We start from the raw sequence: 22,283 nt of genomic DNA, 5'->3' as shown, positions 1-22,283 counted from the left end.
CCTTTACAAACGGGGGAGATTCCTCTATGGTTGTTCTTTGCGCTGGAAGCCGTCTCCAGTACGCCAGGCAAGCCTTGTGCAGCGGGAACAAAAAACCCGATTTGACAAGGTGATTTTGTCGTCTCTGGGGGCGGGACTTTCGAAGCAGACCGAATGCTAACTTATCCTGCGGAAACGCCGCCGGACCGCGAAGCCAGACGCGGGAAGGCAGGCCTCCGCCAGAGGTGCTGGAAGGACCCAACTTGGCAGTCTCAGACCAGACCATGAACATGGCTGATATCCCCGGGGCTCCCGAACGTTACTCGTTCGCGAAGATCAATGAGCCGATCACCGTCCCGGGGCTTTTGGATGTGCAGCTCGAATCCTTCGCGTGGCTCGTCGGCACGCCGGAGTGGCGCGAGCGCGAGCAGGCCAACCGCGGTAGCGACGCACGCATCACGTCCGGCCTGGAGGACATCCTCGACGAGATCTCTCCCATCGAGGATTACTCCGGCAACATGAGCCTGACGTTGTCCGAGCCGCGCTTTGAAGACGTGAAGTACACGATCGACGAGTGCAAAGACAAGGACATCAACTACTCTGCGCCGCTGTACGTGACCGCGGAGTTCATTAACAACGACACGCAGGAGATCAAGTCCCAGACCGTGTTCATCGGCGACTTCCCGCTGATGACGGACAAGGGCACCTTCATTGTCAACGGCACCGAGCGTGTCGTCGTCTCCCAGCTGGTGCGCTCCCCGGGCGTCTACTTCGACGAGACCATCGACAAGTCCACGGAGCGCCCGCTGCACTCCGTGAAGGTCATCCCGTCGCGCGGCGCGTGGCTGGAGTTCGACGTGGACAAGCGCGACACCGTCGGCGTGCGCATCGACCGGAAGCGCCGCCAGCCGGTCACCGTGCTGCTGAAGGCGCTCGGCTGGACCACCGAGCAGATCACGGAGCGCTTCGGCTTCTCCGAGATCATGATGTCCACCCTGGAAAACGACGGCGTGTCCAACACCGACGAGGCGCTGCTGGAGATCTACCGCAAGCAACGCCCCGGCGAGCAGCCGACGCGCGACCTCGCGCAGTCCCTGCTGGAGAACTCCTTCTTCAAGGCCAAGCGCTACGACCTCGCCCGCGTGGGCCGCTACAAGGTCAACCGCAAGCTCGGCCTCGGCGGAGACCACGACGGTCTGATGACGCTGACCGAAGAGGACATCGCCACCACGCTCGAGTACCTCGTGCGTCTGCACGCCGGCGAGACGGAGATGACGTCGCCTGAGGGCGAGATCATCCCGATCAACACCGACGACATCGACCACTTCGGTAACCGTCGCCTGCGCACCGTCGGCGAGCTGATCCAGAACCAGGTCCGCGTGGGCCTGTCCCGCATGGAGCGTGTCGTGCGCGAGCGCATGACCACCCAGGACGCGGAGTCCATCACCCCGACGTCCCTGATCAACGTGCGTCCGGTCTCTGCCGCGATCCGCGAGTTCTTCGGCACCTCCCAGCTGTCGCAGTTCATGGACCAGAACAACTCCCTGTCCGGCCTGACCCACAAGCGTCGCCTGTCTGCGCTGGGCCCGGGCGGCCTGTCGCGTGAGCGCGCCGGCATCGAGGTGCGCGACGTGCACCCGTCCCACTACGGCCGCATGTGCCCGATTGAGACCCCGGAAGGCCCGAACATCGGCCTGATCGGCGCGCTGGCGTCCTACGCCCGCGTCAACCCGTTCGGTTTCATTGAGACGCCGTACCAGAAGGTCGACGACGGCAAGCTGACCGACCAGATCGACTACCTCACCGCCGACGAGGAGGACCGCTACGCCATCGCGCAGGCGGCCACCCCGATGGACAAGGACGGCAACCTCACCGGTGAACGCATCGAGGTCCGCCTCAAGGACGGCGACATCGGCGTCGTCGGCCCGCAGGGCGTGGACTACCTGGATATCTCCCCGCGCCAGATGGTCTCCGTCGCTACCGCGATGATTCCGTTCCTGGAGCACGACGACGCGAACCGTGCCCTCATGGGTGCGAACATGCAGAAGCAGGCTGTGCCGCTGCTGCGCTCCGAGGCCGCCTACGTGGCCACCGGCATGGAGCAGCGCGCCGCGTACGACGCGGGCGACACCGTGATTTCCAAGAAGGCCGGCGTGATCGAGAACGTCACCGGCGACTTCATCACCGTCATGGACGACGAAGGCGGGCGCGACACCTACATGCTGCGCACCTTCGAGCGCACCAACCAGGGCACCTGCTACAACCAGACCCCGATCGTCTCTGCTGGCGAGCGCGTCGAGGCTGGCCAGGTCATCGCCGACGGTCCGGGCACCAAGGACGGCGAGATGGCCCTCGGCCGCAACCTCCTGGTTGCGTTCATGCCGTGGGAAGGCCACAACTACGAGGACGCCATCATCCTCAACCAGCGCGTGGTGGAGGAGGACATCCTCACCTCCGTGCACATCGAGGAGCACGAGATCGACGCCCGCGACACCAAGCTGGGCGCCGAGGAGATCACCCGCGAGATCCCGAACGTCTCCGAGGACGTGCTGAAGGACCTCGACGAGCGCGGCATCATCCGCATCGGCGCGGACGTGCGCGACGGCGACATCCTGGTGGGCAAGGTCACCCCGAAGGGCGAGACCGAGCTGACCCCGGAGGAGCGCCTGCTGCGCGCCATCTTCGGCGAGAAGGCCCGTGAGGTCCGCGACACCTCCCTGAAGGTGCCGCACGGCGAGCAGGGCAAGGTCATTGCCGTGCGCCGCTTCTCCCGCGAGGACGACGACGATCTGTCGCCGGGCGTCAACGAGATGATCCGCGTCTACGTCGCCCAGAAGCGCAAGATCCAGGACGGCGACAAGATGGCCGGCCGCCACGGCAACAAGGGTGTTGTAGGCAAGATCCTGCCGCAGGAAGACATGCCGTTCATGGCTGATGGCACCCCGGTGGACATCATCCTGAACACCCACGGTGTGCCGCGTCGTATGAACATCGGCCAGGTGCTGGAGATCCACCTCGGCTGGCTGGCCAAGGCCGGCTGGACGGTGAACCCGGACGACCCGAAGAACGCCAAGCTGCTGGAGACGCTGCCGGAGCACCTCTACGACGTGCCCGCCGACTCGCTCACCGCAACCCCGGTGTTCGACGGTGCGACCAACGACGAGATTGCCGGCCTGCTGGCGAACTCCAAGCCGAACCGCGACGGCGACGTCATGGTGGACGAGAACGGCAAGACCACGCTGTTCGACGGCCGCTCCGGCGAGCCGTACAAGTACCCGATCTCCGTCGGCTACATGTACATGCTCAAGCTGCACCACTTGGTGGACGAGAAGATCCACGCCCGCTCCACCGGTCCGTACTCCATGATTACCCAGCAGCCGCTGGGTGGTAAGGCCCAGTTCGGTGGCCAGCGCTTCGGCGAGATGGAGGTGTGGGCGATGCAGGCATACGGCGCCGCCTACACCCTGCAGGAGCTCCTGACCATCAAGTCCGATGACGTGGTGGGCCGCGTGAAGGTCTACGAGGCGATTGTCAAGGGCGACAACATCCCGGATCCGGGCATCCCGGAGTCCTTCAAGGTGTTGCTCAAGGAGCTGCAGTCCCTGTGCCTGAACGTGGAGGTGCTCTCCACCGACGGCACGCCGATGGAGCTCGACGGCGACGACGACGAGTTCGACCAGGCAGGCTCCTCGCTTGGCATCAACCTTTCCCGTGACGAGGGTGCAGCGGCGGACACCGCCTAAGCGCCAGGTAGCCGTCGTCAAGCATCTGCTTCACGACGGCACGACGAACGAACAGCACATACCTAGAAGAAAAGGAATTTTTACGTGTTTGACGTAAACCTCTTCGACGAGCTTCGCATCGGCCTGGCCACCGCCGACGACATCCGCCGTTGGTCACACGGCGAGGTGAAGAAGCCCGAGACCATTAACTACCGCACGCTCAAGCCGGAGAAAGACGGCCTGTTCTGCGAGCGCATCTTCGGCCCGACCCGTGACTGGGAGTGCGCCTGCGGCAAGTACAAGCGCGTGCGCTACAAGGGCATCATCTGCGAGCGCTGTGGCGTCGAGGTGACCAAGTCCAAGGTGCGCCGCGAGCGCATGGGCCACATCGAGCTCGCTGCTCCGGTGACCCACATCTGGTACTTCAAGGGCGTTCCCTCCCGCTTGGGCTACCTGCTGGATCTGGCGCCGAAGGACCTCGAGCGCATCATCTACTTCGCGGCGAACATCATCACGTCCGTCGACGACGAGGCGCGCCACAACGACATGTCCACCCTCGAGGCGGAGATGTTGATGGAGAAGAAGGAGGTCGAGGACGACACCAACTCCGAGATCGCCGACCGCGCCCAGAAGCTGGAGGAAGACCTCGCCGAGCTCGAGGCCTCCGGTGCAACCGCCGCTGCCCGCAAGAAGGTGCAAAACGCTGCCGACAAGGAGATGCAGCACCTGCGAGAAGCTGGCGAGCGCGAGGTTGAGCGCCTGGACGAGATCTGGACCACCTTCCAGAAGCTCGCTCCGAAGCAGATGATCATCGACGAGAACCTCTACGAGGAGCTCGTTGACCGCTACGAGGATTACTTCACCGGCGGTATGGGCGCCGAAGCGATCCAGACCCTGATCCGCAACTTCGACCTCGATGCCGAGGCCGAGGAGCTGCGGGGCATCATCGGCGAGGGCAAGGGTCAGAAGAAGGTCCGCGCGCTGAAGCGCCTGCGCGTCGTGGCCGCGTTCCAGCGTTCCGGCAACGACCCGGCCGGCATGATCCTGGACGCGATTCCGGTGATCCCGCCGGAGCTGCGCCCGATGGTGCAGCTCGACGGCGGCCGCTTCGCCACCTCCGACCTGAACGACCTGTACCGCCGCGTGATCAACCGCAACAACCGTTTGAAGCGCATGATCGACTTGGGTGCTCCCGAGATCATCGTGAACAACGAGAAGCGCATGCTGCAGGAGTCCGTCGACGCCCTGTTCGACAACGGCCGCCGCGGCCGTCCGGTCACCGGCCCGGGCACCCGTCCGCTGAAGTCCCTGTCCGACCTGCTGAAGGGCAAGCAAGGCCGCTTCCGCCAGAACCTGCTGGGTAAGCGCGTGGACTACTCCGGCCGTTCCGTGATTATCGTCGGCCCGCAGCTGAAGCTGCACGAGTGCGGTCTGCCCAAGCGCATGGCGCTCGAGCTGTTCAAGCCGTTCGTGATGAAGCGCCTGGTGGACAACGACTACGCGCAGAACATCAAGTCCGCCAAGCGCATGGTGGAGCGCCAGCGCCCCGAGGTGTGGGACGTGCTGGAAGAGGCGATTTCGGAGCACCCGGTGCTGCTCAACCGCGCACCGACGCTGCACCGCCTGGGCATCCAGGCCTTCGAGCCAAAGCTGGTCGAGGGTAAGGCCATCCAGCTGCACCCGCTGGCCTGCGAGGCGTTCAACGCCGACTTCGACGGCGACCAGATGGCAGTCCACCTGCCGCTGTCCGCCGAGGCGCAGGCTGAGGCCCGCGTGCTGATGCTGTCCTCCAACAACATCCTGTCCCCTGCGTCCGGCAAGCCGCTGGCTATGCCGCGCCTGGACATGGTGACCGGCCTGTACTTCCTGACCATGCTCAAGGGCCCGCAGGAAATCGGCGGCGAGGGCGCCTACGCGCCTGCCGACGAGAACGGCCCCGAGCGCGGCGTCTACTCGTCCTACCGCGAGGCCATCATGGCCTACGACCTGGGCGTGCTGGGCCTGCAGGCTCCGATCAAGGTGCGTATCGACCACCTGCGTCCGACCCCGGAGATCGAGGCGGCGCAGTTCCCCGACGGCTGGACCAAGGGCCAGGCATGGATGACCGAGACCACCCTCGGTCGCATCATGTTCAACGAGCTGCTGCCGTTCAACTTCCCGTACCAGGAAGGCGCGATGGTGCGCAAGGGCGGCGGCGCCGGCAAGGTGCTGCTCGGCGACATCATCCAGTCGATGGTGGAGAAGTACCCGATGATCACGGTCGCCCAGGTGCTGGACAAGATGAAGGACGCCGGTTTCTACTGGGCTACCCGCTCCGGCGTGACCATCTCCATGTCCGACGTGCTCATCCTCCCGAACAAGACCGAGGTCCTCGAGCAGTACGAGAAGGAAGCCGAGGCCATCGAGCGCAAGTTCTGGGAGAAGGGTGCGCTGACCGAGGAGAACCGCTACGACCGCCTGGTCGAGCTGTGGCAGGACGCGACCAATAAGGTTGGTCAGGCCGTGGAGGACCTGTACCCGGACGACAACCCGATCCCGATGATCGTGAAGTCCGGTGCAGCCGGCAACATGCGCCAGATCTGGACCCTGGCCGGCATGAAGGGCATGGTCGTGAACTCGCGCGGTGAGTACATCACCCGCCCGATCAAGACCTCCTTCCGCGAGGGCCTGTCCGTGATGGAGTACTTCAACAACTCCCACGGCTCCCGTAAGGGCCTGGCCGATACCGCGCTTCGTACCGCGGACTCGGGCTACCTCACCCGTCGTCTAGTGGACGTGGCGCAGGACGTCATCGTCCGCGAAGAGGACTGCGGTACCCGCCAGGGTGTCAAGGCGCCGGTGGCGGTCCCACTCGCCGGTGCCGAGGGCCAGTTCACTCGCCACGACCTGGTTGAGACCTCCGTGTCCGGCCGTGTCGTTGCAGCCGACGTCTCCGACGCCGACGGCAACGTCATCGTCGAGGCAGGCACCGAGCTGAGCGAGGAGCGTATCGACGCACTCGTGGCCGCCGGCGTGGAGGAAGTCAAGGTCCGCTCCGTGCTGACCTGCCAGACCCCGACCGGTGTGTGCGCGAAGTGCTACGGCAAGTCCATGGCGTCCGGCCAGCTCGTCGACATCGGCGAGGCCGTGGGCATCGTGGCTGCGCAGTCCATTGGCGAGCCGGGTACCCAGCTGACCATGCGTACGTTCCACCAGGGTGGTGTCGGCGGCGACATCACCGGTGGTCTGCCGCGTGTGCAGGAGCTGTTCGAGGCCCGCGTGCCGAAGAACCGCGCCCCGATCGCCTCCGTGGCCGGCACCATCACGCTGGAGGACGAGGGCAACTTCTGGACCCTGACCATCCACCCGGACGACGGCTCCGACGTGGTGGTCTACGAGAAGCTGTCCAAGCGTCAGGGCCTGGCCCAGGTGCGTCGCCCGATGGAGTCCAACCCGGACGCCATGATCGAGCGCGGCTTGCGCGAGGGCGACCACGTCGAGGTTGGCGAGCGCCTGCTTCGCGGCGCGGCTGACCCGCACGACGTGCTCGAGGTGCTCGGCCGCCGTGGTGTGGAGAAGCACCTCATCGACGAGGTGCAGGCCGTGTACCGCACCCAGGGTGTGTCCATCCACGACAAGCACATCGAGATCATCATCCGCCAGATGCTGCGCCGCGGCACCGTCATTGATTCCGGTTCCACCGAGTTCCTGCCGGGCACTTTGGTTGACCTCTCCGAGGCACGCCAGGTGAACGCCGCGGCAGTGGCGGACGGCGGCGAGCCGGCGGAGATGCGCTCCGAGATCATGGGTATCACCAAGGCCTCGCTCGCGACCGAGTCCTGGCTATCCGCCGCCTCCTTCCAGGAGACGACTCGCGTGCTCACGGACGCCGCGATCAACAAGCGCTCCGACAAGCTCATCGGCCTGAAGGAGAACGTGATCATCGGTAAGCTGATCCCGGCCGGTACGGGTATTTCCCGCTACCGCAATATCCAGGTCAAGCCGACCGAGGCAGCGCGTTCCGCCGCCTACTCGATCCCGACGTTCGGTGATTCGATCTACGGCGACGAGGGCTACGGCGAGTTCACCGGCGCTTCTGTGCCGCTGGACGAGTACGGATTCGACCAGTTCTAAGCGCCTAGAAGCCCGCGCTCTGGCTTTAGCTAGGTCTGCTCTTAAAAAGGCCCGGCCTCCCTTTGCGGGACGGCCGGGCCTTTTCTATTCCACAGGTGCGCCGTGCGCTGCTCGGATGACGCCCACTCCTCCCATGAGCGCAAGCCCGCGCACGTGCACGACTGGGGCGTCGGCAGGCACGTCCGCCTGGGATACGGCGCAGGACGGGTGATCCTCGGTGCCGAACCCGCCCATGATGCCGATTCCGGAATTTACGACGCGCACGTTCTCCGGCACGATGATGTCCACACCACCCATGACGGCGAGCGCGTTGATGACCGTGGTTTCCGAGGCGAGTCGAGCCTCGCGCAAATCGAGGACCGTGCCGCCCATGACCGTTAATGTGGTGTGCGTGGGAGCGATCAGCCACTGACCCGTGCGTTCGCTGCCGCCCATCACGGCTAGCGAGAACGCTGAGCCTCCGCGTTCGCCAGTGACCGGGTCTTCAGCGGAGGTCGGTGCGGTGGGGTGTTCGACGGGGGAGAGGTCGTCGATAAGCGCGGGCAACTCGTCGGAAAAGGTCGCGGCGTAGAGCGCGCGGGAGCGCTCGTCGAATTCGGTGATGGTGATCTGGCCGTCGGCGAAGGCGTCGTGAAGCAGGGAGGCGGCGCGGTCGCGCTCGGCGTTGGTCACGCGTTTGCGGGGCAGGTTGGACTCGCTCATAGCCTTTAAACTAAACGAGATTTGCGTGTGGCACGCGTGATGTTGTAAGTTTGGCAAGGTTTCGCCCGTAGTTTACGGCAGCGAAGTACGACGAACTCCATGCGACTCGTTCACAAGGCAGTTCATGCAAACGGCAGGGCCCCGAAGAAGAGCCCCCATTTTTGCATGTATAGCCACGTGTGGGCGGGACGCGCAACCAGAAAGGGCGTGAATGCCTACTATTCAGCAGCTGGTCCGCAAGGGCCGTCACGACAAGAGCACGAAGGTGGCGACTGCTGCGCTGAAGGGTTCCCCGCAGCGCCGTGGCGTGTGCACCCGCGTGTACACCACCACCCCGAAGAAGCCGAACTCTGCGCTTCGTAAGGTCGCGCGTGTTCGCCTGACCTCCGGCATCGAGGTCTCTGCCTACATTCCGGGCGAGGGCCACAACCTGCAGGAGCACTCCATGGTGCTCGTGCGCGGCGGCCGCGTGAAGGACCTGCCGGGTGTGCGCTACAAGATCATCCGCGGCGCGCTGGATACCCAGGGTGTGAAGGACCGCAAGCAGGCACGTTCCCGTTACGGCGCGAAGAAGGGATAAGTAACCAATGCGTAAGCAGCAAGCACCGAAGCGTCCCGTCGTCAAGGATCCGGTTTACAACTCCGAACTGGTCACCATGCTGGTGAACAAGATCCTGCAGGACGGCAAGAAGTCCACGGCAGAGCGCATTGTTTACGGCGCGCTCGAGCAGTGCCGCGAGAAGACCGGCACCGACCCGGTGGGCACCCTGGAGAAGGCGATCGGCAACATCCGCCCGGACCTCGAGGTTCGTTCCCGCCGCGTTGGTGGCGCGACCTACCAGGTCCCGGTCGACGTGAAGCCGGCTCGCTCCACCACCCTCGCGCTGCGTTGGATGGTCACGTTCACCCGTCAGCGTCGTGAGAACTCCATGATGGAGCGCCTTGCCAACGAGATCCTGGATGCGTCCAACGGTCTCGGCGCGTCCGTGAAGCGCCGCGAGGACACCCACAAGATGGCCGAGGCCAACCGCGCCTTCGCTCACTACCGCTGGTAATCGCTGGAGCACGGCGACGCAAGTGGACCCGGAAACTGCATACCCGCTTCCTTTCGAGACAAGCACGTGCGTTTCCGGGTTTTTGCTGAGTCGAACCTCACGCTGCCGCATCGGCGATGTAGTGGCAAAATTGACAAAGGACAACTGACCGACAACGGCGCCTCGTGGCGTCGACGACACATAAGTTGGGGTAATCAACGTGGCACAAGAAGTGCTTAAGGACCTTGCAAAGGTCCGCAACATCGGCATCATGGCCCACATCGATGCTGGTAAGACCACCACGACCGAGCGCATCCTCTTCTACACGGGTATCAACCGCAGGGTCGGTGAGACCCACGACGGCGGTGCGACCACCGACTGGATGGAGCAGGAGAAGGAGCGCGGCATCACCATTACCTCTGCTGCCGTGACCTGCTTCTGGAACAACAACCAGATCAACATCATCGACACCCCGGGTCACGTGGACTTCACCGTTGAGGTGGAGCGCTCCCTGCGCGTGCTCGATGGCGCTGTTGCCGTGTTCGACGGCAAGGAGGGCGTTGAGCCGCAGTCCGAGCAGGTGTGGCGCCAGGCCGCCAAGTACGACGTCCCGCGCATCTGCTTCGTCAACAAGATGGACAAGCTGGGCGCTGACTTCTACTACACCGTCGGCACCATCGTCGACCGCCTCGGCGCAAAGCCGTTGGTTATGCAGCTGCCGATCGGCGCTGAGGACGACTTCGACGGCGTCGTCGACCTCATCGACATGAAGGCGCTCATGTGGCCGGGCAAGGTCGAGACCGGCACCCCGCCGCAGATCCAGGAGATCCCGGCGGATCTGCAGGAGAAGGCTGAGGAGTACCGCGAGAAGCTGCTCGAGGCCGTCGCCGAGTCTGACGAAGAACTCATGGAGAAGTACTTCGGCGGCGAGGAGCTGACGAAGGAAGAGATCAAGGCGGCCATCCGCAAGATGACGGTCAACTCCGAGATCTACCCGGTGTTCTGCGGTACCGCATACCGCAACAAGGGCGTCGAGCCGCTGCTGGACGCTGTCGTTGACTACCTGCCGAGCCCGCTGGACATCGGCGAGGTCCACGGCACCTCCGTCGACGGCGAAGACGAGCTGACGCGTAAGCCGTCTGTGGACGAGCCGTTCTCCGCGCTGGCGTTCAAGATCGCCGTGCACCCGTTCTTCGGCAAACTCACCTACGTGCGCGTGTACTCCGGCCAGGCCATCCCGGGCGAGCAGATGCTCAACTCCACGAAGTCCAAGAAGGAGCGCGTGGGCAAGCTCTTCCAGATGCACGCAAACAAGGAGAACCCGGTCGAGCACGCCGACGCCGGCAACATCTACGCGTTCATTGGCCTGAAGGAAACCACCACGGGTGACACGCTGTGCAACCCGGACCACCCGATCATCCTGGAGTCCATGGACTTCCCGGATCCGGTGATCCAGGTGGCCATCGAGCCGAAGACCAAGGCTGACCAGGAGAAGCTGGGTACCGCTATCCAGAAGCTGGCGGAAGAGGACCCGACCTTCACCGTCCAGCTCGACGAGGAGACCGGCCAGACCGTCATCGGCGGCATGGGCGAGCTGCACCTCGATGTCCTGGTGGACCGCATGAAGCGTGAGTTCAAGGTCGAGGCGAACATCGGCTCCCCGCAGGTGGCCTACCGCGAGACCATCCGCAAGAAGGTCGAGTCCCTGGACTACACCCACAAGAAGCAGACCGGTGGTTCCGGCCAGTTCGCGAAGGTCATCGTCACCATCGAGCCGTACAACCCGGATCCGGAGGAGCTCGAAGAGGGCGAGTCCGCGTCCTACGCCTTCGAGAACGCCGTCACCGGTGGCCGCGTGCCGAAGGAGTACATCCCGTCCGTGGACGCAGGTATCCAGGACGCGATGCAGTACGGCTTCCTCGCCGGCTACCCGCTGGTGAACATCAAGGCCACCCTCGAGGACGGCGCGTACCACGACGTCGACTCCTCGGAGATGGCGTTCAAGGTCGCCGGCTCCCAGGTGCTCAAGGAAGCTGTGGCCAAGGCGAAGCCGGTGCTGCTCGAGCCGGTCATGGCCGTCGAGGTCGTGACTCCGGAGGAGTACATGGGTACCGTCAACGGCGACATCAGCTCCCGCCGTGGCCAGGTGTACGCCATGGAGGACCGCTCCGGCGCAAAGGTCGTCCGTGCGAAGGTGCCGCTGTCCGAGATGTTCGGCTACATCGGCGACCTGCGTTCCTCGACCGCTGGTCGCGCGAACTTCACCATGGTGTTCGACTCCTACGCTGAGGTTCCGCAGAGCGTCGCGCAGGAGATCATCGACGAGCGCAACGGCAACAAGTAGCCGCCGCCCTCCCGCCTAGGGGAACGTGCCGCGTGCCAGCGGCACGGCCCGTGCTTGTGGTGGGAACCGGAGGGCAGCGGCCGCGCTGAGGAACCGCGAGTTGGACGCGGTGTCTGAGCCGGCCGTTACCCTCTAGGTCGATCCGGGGGAAACGGCGTGGCCGGTTTGAAAAATGGCCGCTGAATACCTAGGATCTTGTAACTGGCACATTGTGAAATGGCTCCCGTTTCCGTGCCCTGTGCGGGGCACAGGCCGGGGCGTATGTAAATCGACGTGGTTGCGAAGACCGTAGCCACCTGACGTCCAGGAGGACACACCTTGTCTAAGGAAAAGTTCGAGCGCACTAAGCCGCACGTGAACATCGGTACCATCGGTCACGTCGACCACGGCAAGACCACCACCACCGCTGCTATCACCAAGGTGCTGGCTGACGCGTACCCGGAGGAGAACAAGGCTTTCGCGTTCGACTCCATCGATAAGGCTCCGGAGGAGCGCGAGCGCGGCATTACCATCAACATCTCCCACGTGGAGTACAACACCCCGAAGCGCCACTACGCTCACGTGGACGCCCCGGGCCACGCCGACTACATCAAGAACATGATCACCGGTGCCGCTCAGATGGACGGCGCGATCCTGGTGGTTGCTGCTACCGACGGCCCGATGCCGCAGACCCGCGAGCACGTGCTGCTGGCTCGCCAGGTTGGCGTTCCGTACATCCTCGTTGCGCTGAACAAGTGCGACATGGTCGACGATGAGGAGATCATCGAGCTCGTCGAGATGGAGGTCCGCGAGCTGCTGGCTGAGCAGGACTACGACGAGGATGCTCCGATTGTTCACATCTCCGCTCTGAAGGCTCTTGAGGGCGACGAGAAGTGGGTTCAGTCCGTGCTGGACCTCATGCAGGCTTGCGACGATTCCATCCCGGATCCGGAGCGCGAGACCGACAAGCCGTTCCTGATGCCGATCGAGGACATCTTCACCATTTCCGGCCGCGGCACCGTGGTGACCGGTCGTGTGGAGCGCGGCGTGCTCAACCTCAACGACGAGGTCGAGATCATCGGTATCCGCGAGAAGTCCCAGAAGACCACCGTTACCTCCATCGAGATGTTCAACAAGCTTCTCGACACCGCTGAGGCTGGCGACAACGCCGCTCTGCTGCTCCGTGGTCTGAAGCGCGAGGATGTCGAGCGCGGCCAGGTCATCATCGCACCGGGTGCTTACACCCCGCACTCCAAGTTCGAGGGTTCCGTCTACGTCCTGTCCAAGGACGAGGGCGGCCGCCACACCCCGTTCTTCGACAACTACCGCCCGCAGTTCTACTTCCGCACCACCGACGTGACCGGTGTTGTGAAGCTGCCGGAGGGCACCGAGATGGTCATGCCGGGCGACAACGTCGAAATGAGCGTCGAGCTGATCCAGCCGGTCGCCATGGACGAGGGCCTTCGCTTCGCTATCCGCGAGGGCTCCCGCACCGTCGGCGCTGGCCGCGTTACCAAGATCCTGGACTAATCCCGGACTTGCTGTAGCACCCAGCTGACGTAAAAGCCGTCTTCCCCGTAGGGGAGGGCGGCTTTTCGCATGGGCTAGGCTCGTTGGCGTGCACGACCCGACCCGCATCCCCAGCATCGTCCGCGCCTTGGAGCGCACATGGGAAGGCCAGCCGGATCTCTCGCTCGCCCAGTTGATGGGCGTGCTGCAGAACCGCGGTCTCGGGTGGGGGACGACCGACGATGAAGCCGTCGCGCTGCTCGCTGCGGTCGAGCGAGAGCACCCCTCGCTTATCGACGCCACCTCCGGCCCCCACACCATCACCACGGCAGCGCCGCCTCACTTGGTGACGATCGCCAACGGCTTCGTCGTCGTCCGCAGTGGCGCTGACCCCGAACGCATGCCCGCCGTGTGGCGCTTGTCAGAGATGCGGAAGACGGGCCCGGGCCTGCCATTGGTGGTCGCCGACGCGGATGGCGTAGAGCATCGCCTTGGTGTCGTGTCTCTGGTCACGAGATTGGGGGAACCGGAGGCGTCGATACGCAGGGAGCAGACGAAGGTGGTTGGCCGCCGGTGGCTCGTGCAGTTTGACGACGGCGCCCGGGCGGTGGTGGGGCAGACAATCCGCATCTGGCGCGTTGACGGGCGGGAGGTGTCTAGCGAGCGCGTCGCCTGGCGGGAGATTCTGCTGTGCGAACCGGGGGCGGACATGCAAATAGCCCCAGCGGGCGGCGGCGAGCCGGTTTCACTGGGGCTGGTGGAGCGGGTGCTGTTGCTCGAGGGCTAGGCGGTTACGCGGTCGAGCTGGAGCTTCCAGACTGTGTCGATATCCATGGTGTGGTTGGCCAAGCGGAAGTCTTCGTCGGCGGCCTCGAGGACCCGCACAGCCTCCTCGAGCGGGTAGTCCGGGTTCGCAACAACGGTGAACGTCGCCGTTGGTCGCTTGCGCACCATCGCTACCTTGGATGTGGCGCGGCGGACTTCGCCGGAGTGCTCCAGCGCCGTGCAGGCGGCTTCCGCGACACGCTGGACGTTGACGACGGTTTCACCGTGCTCGGGGTCCGCCGGCACGATTCCGCGGTTCGAAAACGCGCGGGACCGGATATTTGCCAAGAGCACCCACAGGCCGAGGATCGCCGAGACGATGGCGCCGACAATCAGCGCGGTGACGTAAGCGCTCTGGTCCGATAGATCGGTCAGGCGGGCCCGGTCGATGTACTCGGCGGCGTCGCTGAGGTATGGGATGTCCCAGTACTCGGCAATTGGGATCAGACCTGCCGCGATAAGCGATAGTCCGAGCAGGAACACGATGAGGCGGTCGAAGAAACTCAGCGTTTTGGTCATCGGGACACCTCCTGCGTTGTCGGCACCGTAGCGCGCTGCGACGGTTGATCGTTTGCGGGCTTCGGCAGCAGCTTCACCGAAACGGTGGGCGGCGCGTCCAGCGCCCGGAACTCGGTGTTGAGCGAATGCGTGACACGCTCCTGCAGAGCGGAACCGGAGCCGTCGTCGACGACCTCGACCCTCACCTTCTTGCGAGTGGCCTTAGTGCGGACCTGCTCGCCTCCCAAGTCGTTGCGTGTGGTGTAGGTGGCCTTGCGCGCGATGTCGACTGGCCGCGTCCACATGGATACCGGCGAGTTGACGCGGATGAACCCGTGCGGCCGCGGCTTGAAGGCGAAGAACACCAGCAGGAGCCCGAGGAGTGTGAGCGCGATGCCCGCGGTCACCGCCGCGGCATCGGCGGTGAACGAGCCGAGCAAGTCCCACGTTTGCCCGAGCCACGAGTCGGCGATGCGCTCGTCGCCGTAGAAGTGGTACCAGAGGTCCCGCGCGGCGACGCCGGAGAGCCCAAGGAGCAGCAAGCTGGTCAGCACTGCGAGCCACCGGGCAGCCGGGTTGCCCCGCGGCTCGGCGCCGGGGTGCGGCCCGACGTTGGCGCCGTGGTCAGCAGTCGCTGGCTCGGTGTTAGCGGGTGCGGTCATAGTACTTCACCACCGGTTGGATTGTGATCTGCTTAAGCGGCTTCGGTGCCGGCGCCGTGCGCACTATCACCGACTGCGGCGCGGGGGCCGAAGCAATCGGTGCACGGGCCACCGGCTCCACCACGATGGGCTTCAGCGGCTCGCGGCGTACGGTGATCTCTCTGAGCGGGGCGCGCCAAGGCAGCGACACAGCACGCGGCCGCCCAAGGCGCTCCACCGTCACCGGCTTCAGTGGCTGGAGAGGCGGGAGCGTGGGGTGGCGCGGCACCGTATCGTTCACCCCGGGCGACCACGGGCGGATCGGCTCCGGCGGGAACGGCACACGCGCTTCGGTCGGGTAGGCGACAACGGCTGCAAGCCGCTGGGGCGCCGGCACTGCAGGCTGGTACGGGTGCACCGGCTCCGGGGTCTTTACGCCACTGGGGCGGACGGGATCCGGCCGCTGCGGGTGCGTGATTTCCACTGGTGCGGGAACGACGACCCCGCGAATGTCGTCCACCAGCGAGTGCACCTCAATCTCGGCCAGTGGCTGCGCCGGTTGCGTCACCGGGTGCTCTACCTGGGTCGGGGAAACCTCGATGGGCGTCGCGATGGCAAACGCCTCGTGCTTCGCAACCTCGTCCCACGTCACACGCTCATTCGCGGGGAGCGGCTCGACGTTGGCGACTGTGACGTTCACACGGGAGACGTCGAGGCCCACCAGCGTCCGAATGTGCGCGATGATGGTGGTGCGAACCGCGTCTGTGATTGCGGCAATAGGCGCGGGGTACGATGCAGCAATTTCGGTGTCGACCGTGACGGTTCCAGCCGTCTGGTCAAGGCGGGCGTGAATACGCGGGAAGCTGCGTCCGGCGAGCCCGGCCAGCTTGGCGTCGATGGTCCGGCAACCCGGCACCGCCGCAGCAGCCACCTCAGCGACACGCTCGATCGTGCGCTCACTGACGTGGTAGAAGGACGTATCCATTAGCTTCGGCCTCTGCCGGTGCCGTTACCCAACGCGGCGGAGAGATCAAGGCGGCCATCGAGCTGGGCCCCGACAACCCCGCCGATGATGGTGAACAGCAGAAGCCAGAGCAAGCCTGGCCATCCGCCGAAAGTGACAAAGAAGGCGAGGACGGCGCCGATGATGATGCCCGTCAGTGCCTTGTTGGAGAGAAGATTCATATTAAAACCACGTTTCGGTCTGTGAGGTTGGGGCGAGAAGCAGGACCGCAAGGGTCGCTACTGCGCGTCGCCAGCGACGACGTCCACGAATTCGGCCCCGGACGCATCGAGCACCGCGGAGCGCACATCCTGGGCCACCTCCTGCACCCGCCGGGCCGAGGCGACATCGAAGATGAAGTGGACCTCAAATCCGTTCCGGCCCTCGCGTGAGATGGCTTTGACGCCCTCGATTCGGGTGTTTGGCAGGTATGTCGCAATCTCGCCGACACGGCCACCGTGCAAGGCGGCGACCCCGTCAACGTTGATGGCGGCATCGCGGACGCCCTCCGCTACCTCGCGGCTCACGGGGGTGTACGCCATGGCTTACTGGGTGATCGGCTGGTTGACAGCCTGGTAGCTGGCGTTGGTCTCGTCGTACTGCTCGGTGGCGCCTTCCTGCTCCGGCAGGTGCACGTCGTGCACGGTGACGTCCACGCGGTCCACGATGAGGCCGGTCATGCGGGTGATGGCGACGGTGACGTTCTCGCGGATTGCGTTCGCAAGCTCGTGGATCGCCACACCGTACTCAGCAATGATGGCGACGGCGACGGAAGCGTGGCCGTCCTCCACCGCCACGTTCACACCCTGCTGCACGTTGGTGGAGGACGTCAGAGACTCGCGCACAGCACCCCACATGCGGGCCGCGCCACCGCCCAGGTTGTTCACGCCGGAGACCTCTCGCGCGGCGATGCCGGCAATCTTGCCCACAACGTTGTCGTCGATGACGGTGGAGCCGTGGTCGGTCTCGAGGTTCTCGTTGCGCGGCCGCACCGTCTCCGGCTCGACGGCGGTGGAAGTAGCGGACGGGGTGTTCGGGGTGGCGGCGTTGTTGTCGGCCATGATGGTCCTTTCAGAGGCGAGTTGCATACCGGCCCGTCCGCGCCCGTCTGTGAAACGGAACACGCACGGTCTCACGGCTGAGGTTACACACATCCCTGCGGTGTAGCGGGGAGAGAAATGAAGGTGATATCAAGTTGTAACGGTCAAGCGTGCGGGGGCGGTGGGTGCCGAAGGTTCGTCGAGAAGCAGGCTTGTGCTCGGCGCTACCATGTGCTTTAATACTCGGGTTGCCTTGACATGGGCCGGAGCGCATCCGGCCGGTGGCCAGGCAAACATGACACCTTCCACTGGAAGAACCGGAGAAGGGCCATGGCAAATTCACAGCGGCAGTACGCAAGGGTCACGCGCCCTTCCGAGTCTGACACCCGGGCGATCGCTTATCGACGAGCACGCCCCGGCGGAAGCACTGAACAGCAGCATGCAATTTGCTCGGTCATCTTCCGGACGTGTCATGGCAGTCAGAAACGACACTGGCGTTGAGCCAAGGGCCCAGCCCGGACAACGTTATAGAGAAACTAGAAGCTACAAACCCCACCGCTTCGCTCTCGTTTCACTTCGTTCAACTTCGAGCGAAGCGAGAGTTGAACGTGGGGATGCGAGGAAGAGGTAAGCGTGGCGGGACAGAAGATCCGCATCAGGCTCAAGGCCTACGACCACGAGGCGATCGACGCATCCGCGAAGAAGATCGTCGAGACGGTCACCCGCACGGGTGCCCGCGTCGTCGGCCCGGTGCCGTTGCCCACCGAAAAGAACGTGTACGCCGTTATTCGTTCTCCCCACAAGTACAAGGATTCTCGCGAGCACTTCGAGATGCGCACGCACAAGCGCCTCATCGACATTCTCGACCCGACGCCTAAGACGGTGGACGCGCTCATGCGCATCGACCTGCCGGCCAGCGTCGACGTGAACATCCAGTAGAGCAATCCCCAACGTAAGTAGTGGAGAACTAACACATGTCTGACAACCCGATCAAGGGCATTCTGGGCAAGAAGCTCGGCATGACCCAGATCTTCGACGAGGACAACCGCGTGATTCCGGTTACCGTCGTCGAGGCTGGGCCGTGCGTTGTCACCCAGATCCGCACCCCTGAGACCGATGGCTACTCCGCCATCCAGATCGCTTACGGCGACACCGATCCCCGTAAGGCGAACAAGCCGCAGGCCGGCCACTTCAAGAAGGCCGGCGTGAACCCGCGCCGTTACGTGGCAGAGATCCGCATGGAGGACACCTCTGGCTACGAGCTGGGCCAGGAGTTCAACGCAACCATCTTCGAGGGCGACACCTACGTGGATGTCGCCGGCACCACGAAGGGCCACGGCTACGCCGGCGCCATGAAGCGCCACGGTTTCGCCGGCCAGGGTGCCGCACACGGTAACCAGGCGGCGCACCGCCGCGTCGGCTCCATCGGCGCCTGCGCGACCCCGGGCCGCGTGTTCAAGGGCACCCGCATGGCAGGTCGCATGGGCGGTAACCGCGTTACCACCCAGAACCTGAAGATCCAACGCATCGACGGCGACAACAACCTCATCCTGATCAAGGGCGCCATCCCGGGCGCTAAGGGTTCCGTTGTTACCGTCAAGACCGCAGTGAAGGGCGGTGCTCACGCATGACGAACCTGACGCTTGACGTCCACACCGCTGACGGGGCCACCAAGGGCTCCGTCGAGCTCCCGGCCGAGTACTTCGACCGCGAGGCGTCCGTGGCGCTGATGCACCAGGTTGTGAACGCACAGCTTGCTGCAGCACGCCAGGGCACCCACGCAACGAAGACCCGCGGCATGGTGTCTGGTGGTGGCAAGAAGCCGTTCCGCCAGAAGGGCACCGGCCGTGCCCGCCAGGGCTCCATCCGTGCACCGCACTACACCGGCGGTGGCACTGTGCACGGCCCGCAGCCGCGCTCCTACGCGCAGCGCACCCCGAAGAAGATGATCAAGGCTGCCCTCGCCGGCGCCCTGACCAACCGTGCACAGAACGAGCGCATCCACGTCGTGGAGGACCTCGTTCCGGGCCAGACCCCGTCGACCAAGTCCGCGCGCGCATTCATCGAGCGCCTCACGGACCGCAAGTCGGTTCTGCTGGTGATCGGCCGTGATGACCAGAACTCCCGCCTTTCCGCAAGGAACCTGCCGGGCGTCCACGTCATTGAGCCGACCCAGCTGAACGCATACGACGTGCTGAACGCAGACGATGTCGTGTTCTCGGTTGAGGCGCTGCACACCTTCATCAACCGCGGCAATGTCGTGGCTGCAGCTGCCGGCGCAGCAGCGACGGCTGAGGAGGAGAAGTAAATGGCTAAGATCGCGAACCCGCGCGACATCATCATCGCGCCCGTGCTCTCCGAGAAGAGCTACGGCCTGATGGAGCAGAACACCTACACGTTCTTTGTGGATCCGTCGGCCAACAAGACCCAGATCAAGATTGCCGTGGAAGAGATCTTCGGCGTCGACGTCGCTTCGGTGAACACCGCTAACCGCGAGGGCAAGCGCAAGCGCTCCCGCACCGGCTACGGCCAGCGCAAGAACACCAAGCGCGCCTACGTCACTCTCCGCGAGGGCAGCGACTCCATCGACATCTTCGGAGGTGCGACGGCCTAGCGGCTATCGCACAGCGAAGAGGACGATAGAAAAGGAACAACTATGGCTATTCGTAAGTACAAGCCGACAACTCCGGGTCGCCGTGCCAGCTCCGTTTCCGCGTTCGACGAGATCACTCGTTCGACCCCGGAGAAGACGCTGCTGCGCCCGCTCCCGAAGAAGGGCGGCCGTAACTCTCACGGCCACATCACTACCCGTCACCGCGGCGGCGGCCACAAGCGCCGTTACCGCGTCATCGACTTCCGCCGCTCCGACAAGGACGGCGTGCTGGCTAAGGTCGCTCACATCGAGTACGACCCGAACCGCACCGCGAACATCGCGCTCCTGCACTACTTCGACGGCGAAAAGCGCTACATCATTGCGCCGAAGGGCCTGAAGCAGGGCACCATCGTCGAGGCTGGCGCGAACGCCGACATCAAGGTGGGCAACAACCTGCCGCTGCGCAACATCCCGACCGGTACGACCATCCACGCTGTGGAGCTCAAGCCGGGCGCTGGCGCAAAGCTGGCCCGCTCTGCCGGCACGTCCATCCAGCTGCTGGGTAAGGAGGGAAACTACGCCGTGCTGCGTATGCCGTCTTCCGAAATCCGTCGTGTGGACATCCGTTGCCGCGCAACCGTCGGCGAGGTCGGCAACGCCGACCAGATCAACATCCGCTGGGGCAAGGCCGGCCGCATGCGCTGGAAGGGCTGGCGCCCGACCGTGCGTGGTGTGGTTATGAACCCGGTCGATCACCCGCACGGTGGTGGTGAAGGCAAGACCTCGGGTGGCCGCCACCCGGTGTCGCCGTGGGGCCAGAAGGAAGGCCGCACCCGCAACCCGAACCGTTATTCCAACAACATGATCGTGCGGCGCCGCCGCTCGAAGAAGCGCTAAGAGGAGGTAAACAGACATGCCACGCAGCCTGAAGAAAGGCCCGTTCGTCGACGAGCACCTCCTCAACAAGGTGGACGCTCAGAACGAGGCTGGCACCAAGCAGGTCATCAAGACCTGGTCGCGCCGTTCGACCATTCTCCCCGATTTCATCGGCCACACCTTCGCCGTCCACGACGGCCGTAAGCACGTGCCGGTGTTCATCGACGAGTCCATGGTCGGCCACAAGCTCGGCGAGTTTGCACCGACCAAGACCTTCAAGGGTCACGTCAAAGAACAGAAGGGACGTCGATAAGCAATGGCTGACACCATCACCACTGCATCCGCGACGGCCAAGTTTGTCCGCGTCTCGCCGATGAAGGCCCGCCGCGTGCTGGCTCTCGTCCGCGGCAAGGACGTTGCCGAGGCCCTCGCGACCCTGAAGTACGCACCGCAGGGCGCAGCCAAGGACGTTGCGAAGGTCATCGCCTCCGCAGCAGCGAACGCTGAGAACAACTTCGGCCTGGACCCCCGCACGCTCGTCATCTCCGAGTGCTACGCCAACGAGGGCCCGACCATGCGCCGCTACCAGCCGCGCGCCCAGGGCCGCGCATTCCAGATCCGGAAGCGCACCTCCCACATCACCGTTGTTGTCGAGTCCAAGGAAGGGGCCAAGTAATGGGCCAGAAGATTCACCCGCACGGCCTGCGCCTGGGTATCACTTCCGACTGGAAGTCCCACTGGTACGCCGACAAGAACTACGCCGATTACGTCGCCGAGGACATCCGGATCCGCGAGTGGCTTGAGAAGAACCTTGAGCGCGCCGGCGTCTCCGACATCGTCATCGAGCGCACCCGCGACCGCGTCCGTGTGGACATCCACACCGCGCGCCCGGGCATCGTCATCGGCCGCCGCGGCGCCGAGGCCGACCGCATCCGCCGTGAGCTGGAGAAGCTCACCGGCAAGATGGTCGCGCTGAATATCATCGAGGTCAAGAACATCGATGCCGACGCAACCCTGGTTGCGCAGTCCATCGCCGAGCAGCTGGTCAACCGTGTCGCATTCCGTCGCGCCATGCGTAAGGCCATCCAGTCCGCGATGCGCAACCCCCAGGTCAAGGGCATCAAGGTTATGACGTCCGGCCGCCTCGGCGGCGCGGAAATGTCCCGTGTCGAGCGCTACCACGAGGGTCGCGTCCCGCTGCACACCCTGCGCGCGGAGATCGACTACGGCACGGCAGAAGCACACACCACCTTTGGCGTCATCGGCGTCAAGGTGTGGATCTACAAGGGCGACGTCGTGGGCGGTGTCCGCGAGTCCGAGCTGAACGCTCCGAAGAACGAGCGCGGTGGCCGTGGCGACCGTGACCGTCGTCCGCGCCGCGGCGGCCAGCGCCGTCAGCGTGCAGAGCAGAAGAAGGAGGGCTAA

General features: G+C 64.6%; 22 protein-coding genes. 15 read left to right on the top strand and 7 right to left on the bottom strand.

The features are described from left to right. Positions 1–224: 224 nt before the first annotated feature. Together rpoB and HF989_RS03870 are read left to right on the top strand one after the other, a co-directional pair. Positions 225–3,722 (top strand): DNA-directed RNA polymerase subunit beta, encoded by a 3,498-nt coding sequence (gene rpoB, locus HF989_RS03875; RefSeq protein WP_168684071.1) that lies wholly within the window; start codon positions 225–227, stop codon positions 3,720–3,722. Positions 3,723–3,806: 84 nt separating this feature from the next. Continuing rightward, on the top strand, positions 3,807–7,814 hold the full coding sequence (locus tag HF989_RS03870; RefSeq protein ID WP_168684069.1) for a DNA-directed RNA polymerase subunit beta': 4,008 nt from the start codon (positions 3,807–3,809) through the stop codon (positions 7,812–7,814). Positions 7,815–7,898: 84 nt separating this feature from the next. Here HF989_RS03870 and HF989_RS03865 read toward each other — a convergent pair whose 3' ends face one another. Further along, a complete protein-coding gene (locus HF989_RS03865; protein ID WP_168684067.1) occupies positions 7,899–8,516 on the bottom strand; it encodes a DUF1707 SHOCT-like domain-containing protein in 618 nt (205 codons plus the stop codon). Between the two features lie 211 nt (positions 8,517–8,727). Here HF989_RS03865 and rpsL point away from each other — a divergent pair, with 211 nt between their 5' ends. The 5 genes from rpsL (at position 8,728) to HF989_RS03840 (ending at position 14,169) form a co-directional block, all read left to right on the top strand. Further along, positions 8,728–9,096: a 30S ribosomal protein S12 gene (gene rpsL, locus HF989_RS03860; RefSeq protein WP_038609595.1), complete on the top strand. Its 369-nt coding sequence runs from the start codon at positions 8,728–8,730 to the stop codon at positions 9,094–9,096. A gap of 7 nt (positions 9,097–9,103) precedes the next feature. Next, complete coding sequence (gene rpsG / locus HF989_RS03855) at positions 9,104–9,571, top strand: 30S ribosomal protein S7 (RefSeq protein ID WP_038609598.1); 468 nt, start codon at positions 9,104–9,106, stop codon at positions 9,569–9,571. Positions 9,572–9,770: 199 nt separating this feature from the next. Next, positions 9,771–11,894 carry an elongation factor G gene (gene fusA, locus HF989_RS03850; protein WP_168684065.1) on the top strand — a complete coding sequence of 708 codons (2,124 nt, stop codon included), beginning with the start codon at positions 9,771–9,773 and terminating at the stop codon, positions 11,892–11,894. 318 nt (positions 11,895–12,212) lie between these two features. Continuing rightward, on the top strand, positions 12,213–13,403 hold the full coding sequence (gene tuf / locus HF989_RS03845; protein ID WP_168684063.1) for an elongation factor Tu: 1,191 nt from the start codon (positions 12,213–12,215) through the stop codon (positions 13,401–13,403). Positions 13,404–13,491: 88 nt separating this feature from the next. After that, positions 13,492–14,169 carry a hypothetical protein gene (locus HF989_RS03840; protein ID WP_168684061.1) on the top strand — a complete coding sequence of 226 codons (678 nt, stop codon included), beginning with the start codon at positions 13,492–13,494 and terminating at the stop codon, positions 14,167–14,169. On the opposite strand, the gene HF989_RS03835 is transcribed toward HF989_RS03840, so the two are convergent. The 6 genes from HF989_RS03835 to HF989_RS03810 are packed head-to-tail and all read right to left on the bottom strand — an operon-like array spanning position 14,166 to position 17,410. Beyond that, complete coding sequence (locus HF989_RS03835; protein ID WP_168684059.1) at positions 14,166–14,726, bottom strand: Asp23/Gls24 family envelope stress response protein; 561 nt, start codon at positions 14,724–14,726, stop codon at positions 14,166–14,168. The two genes, HF989_RS03840 and HF989_RS03835, sit on opposite strands and share 4 nt — an antisense overlap. Next, a complete protein-coding gene (locus HF989_RS03830) occupies positions 14,723–15,367 on the bottom strand; it encodes a hypothetical protein (protein ID WP_168684057.1) in 645 nt (214 codons plus the stop codon). Before HF989_RS03830 ends, HF989_RS03835 begins: the two co-directional genes overlap by 4 nt. Then, positions 15,351–16,331, bottom strand: a complete 981-nt coding sequence (locus HF989_RS03825; protein WP_168684055.1) for an Asp23/Gls24 family envelope stress response protein — start codon at positions 16,329–16,331, stop codon at positions 15,351–15,353. Before HF989_RS03825 ends, HF989_RS03830 begins: the two co-directional genes overlap by 17 nt. Beyond that, on the bottom strand, positions 16,331–16,531 hold the full coding sequence (locus HF989_RS03820) for a hypothetical protein (RefSeq protein ID WP_038609613.1): 201 nt from the start codon (positions 16,529–16,531) through the stop codon (positions 16,331–16,333). The genes HF989_RS03825 and HF989_RS03820 overlap by 1 nt, the downstream gene beginning before the upstream one ends. A gap of 57 nt (positions 16,532–16,588) precedes the next feature. Beyond that, a complete protein-coding gene (locus HF989_RS03815; protein WP_168684053.1) occupies positions 16,589–16,891 on the bottom strand; it encodes a hypothetical protein in 303 nt (100 codons plus the stop codon). A gap of 3 nt (positions 16,892–16,894) precedes the next feature. Next, positions 16,895–17,410, bottom strand: coding sequence for an Asp23/Gls24 family envelope stress response protein (locus HF989_RS03810; protein ID WP_168684291.1), 516 nt, complete (start codon positions 17,408–17,410; stop codon positions 16,895–16,897). Between the two features lie 612 nt (positions 17,411–18,022). On the opposite strand from HF989_RS03810, the gene rpsJ reads away from it, so the two are divergent. Genes rpsJ through rpsC form a run of 8 tightly spaced genes read left to right on the top strand, consistent with a single transcriptional unit; the run spans position 18,023 to position 22,283 of the window. Beyond that, the gene (rpsJ, locus tag HF989_RS03805; protein ID WP_003848085.1) at positions 18,023–18,328 is read left to right on the top strand and encodes a 30S ribosomal protein S10; all 306 of its coding nucleotides are present in this window, start codon (positions 18,023–18,025) and stop codon (positions 18,326–18,328) included. Positions 18,329–18,363: 35 nt separating this feature from the next. Continuing rightward, the gene (rplC, locus tag HF989_RS03800; protein WP_168684051.1) at positions 18,364–19,020 is read left to right on the top strand and encodes a 50S ribosomal protein L3; all 657 of its coding nucleotides are present in this window, start codon (positions 18,364–18,366) and stop codon (positions 19,018–19,020) included. Beyond that, complete coding sequence (gene rplD, locus HF989_RS03795; protein ID WP_038609622.1) at positions 19,017–19,697, top strand: 50S ribosomal protein L4; 681 nt, start codon at positions 19,017–19,019, stop codon at positions 19,695–19,697. The genes rplC and rplD overlap by 4 nt, the downstream gene beginning before the upstream one ends. Next, positions 19,698–20,003: a 50S ribosomal protein L23 gene (gene rplW, locus HF989_RS03790; RefSeq protein ID WP_038609625.1), complete on the top strand. Its 306-nt coding sequence runs from the start codon at positions 19,698–19,700 to the stop codon at positions 20,001–20,003. Between the two features lie 42 nt (positions 20,004–20,045). Continuing rightward, entirely contained in the window at positions 20,046–20,879 is an 834-nt protein-coding gene (gene rplB / locus HF989_RS03785) for a 50S ribosomal protein L2 (protein ID WP_038609627.1), read from the top strand. Between the two features lie 16 nt (positions 20,880–20,895). Next, positions 20,896–21,171 (top strand): 30S ribosomal protein S19, encoded by a 276-nt coding sequence (gene rpsS / locus HF989_RS03780; RefSeq protein WP_038609629.1) that lies wholly within the window; start codon positions 20,896–20,898, stop codon positions 21,169–21,171. A 3-nt stretch (positions 21,172–21,174) separates the two neighbouring features. After that, positions 21,175–21,534, top strand: a complete 360-nt coding sequence (gene rplV / locus HF989_RS03775; RefSeq protein WP_038609631.1) for a 50S ribosomal protein L22 — start codon at positions 21,175–21,177, stop codon at positions 21,532–21,534. Continuing rightward, positions 21,534–22,283, top strand: a complete 750-nt coding sequence (gene rpsC, locus HF989_RS03770) for a 30S ribosomal protein S3 (RefSeq protein WP_038609634.1) — start codon at positions 21,534–21,536, stop codon at positions 22,281–22,283. The genes rplV and rpsC overlap by 1 nt, the downstream gene beginning before the upstream one ends.

It is taken from the genome of Corynebacterium mucifaciens (assembly GCF_012396315.1).
GTDB classification, from domain to species: domain Bacteria; phylum Actinomycetota; class Actinomycetes; order Mycobacteriales; family Mycobacteriaceae; genus Corynebacterium; species Corynebacterium mucifaciens.
This window is presented reverse-complemented; position numbering and strand designations above follow the sequence as displayed.

Coding starts and splice junctions, on each gene's coding strand:
- rpsL (WP_038609595.1), top strand. CDS start 8,728: ATGCCTACTATTCAGCAGCTGGTCCGCAAGGGCCGTCACGACAAGAGC.
- HF989_RS03810 (WP_168684291.1), bottom strand. CDS start 17,410: ATGGCCGACAACAACGCCGCCACCCCGAACACCCCGTCCGCTACTTCC.
- rplB (WP_038609627.1), top strand. CDS start 20,046: ATGGCTATTCGTAAGTACAAGCCGACAACTCCGGGTCGCCGTGCCAGC.
- rplD (WP_038609622.1), top strand. CDS start 19,017: ATGACGAACCTGACGCTTGACGTCCACACCGCTGACGGGGCCACCAAG.
- HF989_RS03865 (WP_168684067.1), bottom strand. CDS start 8,516: ATGAGCGAGTCCAACCTGCCCCGCAAACGCGTGACCAACGCCGAGCGC.
- rpsG (WP_038609598.1), top strand. CDS start 9,104: ATGCGTAAGCAGCAAGCACCGAAGCGTCCCGTCGTCAAGGATCCGGTT.
- HF989_RS03830 (WP_168684057.1), bottom strand. CDS start 15,367: ATGACCGCACCCGCTAACACCGAGCCAGCGACTGCTGACCACGGCGCC.
- rplC (WP_168684051.1), top strand. CDS start 18,364: ATGTCTGACAACCCGATCAAGGGCATTCTGGGCAAGAAGCTCGGCATG.
- rpsS (WP_038609629.1), top strand. CDS start 20,896: ATGCCACGCAGCCTGAAGAAAGGCCCGTTCGTCGACGAGCACCTCCTC.
- HF989_RS03835 (WP_168684059.1), bottom strand. CDS start 14,726: ATGACCAAAACGCTGAGTTTCTTCGACCGCCTCATCGTGTTCCTGCTC.
- rpsC (WP_038609634.1), top strand. CDS start 21,534: ATGGGCCAGAAGATTCACCCGCACGGCCTGCGCCTGGGTATCACTTCC.
- HF989_RS03820 (WP_038609613.1), bottom strand. CDS start 16,531: ATGAATCTTCTCTCCAACAAGGCACTGACGGGCATCATCATCGGCGCC.
- rplW (WP_038609625.1), top strand. CDS start 19,698: ATGGCTAAGATCGCGAACCCGCGCGACATCATCATCGCGCCCGTGCTC.
- HF989_RS03815 (WP_168684053.1), bottom strand. CDS start 16,891: ATGGCGTACACCCCCGTGAGCCGCGAGGTAGCGGAGGGCGTCCGCGAT.
- rplV (WP_038609631.1), top strand. CDS start 21,175: ATGGCTGACACCATCACCACTGCATCCGCGACGGCCAAGTTTGTCCGC.
- HF989_RS03825 (WP_168684055.1), bottom strand. CDS start 16,331: ATGGATACGTCCTTCTACCACGTCAGTGAGCGCACGATCGAGCGTGTC.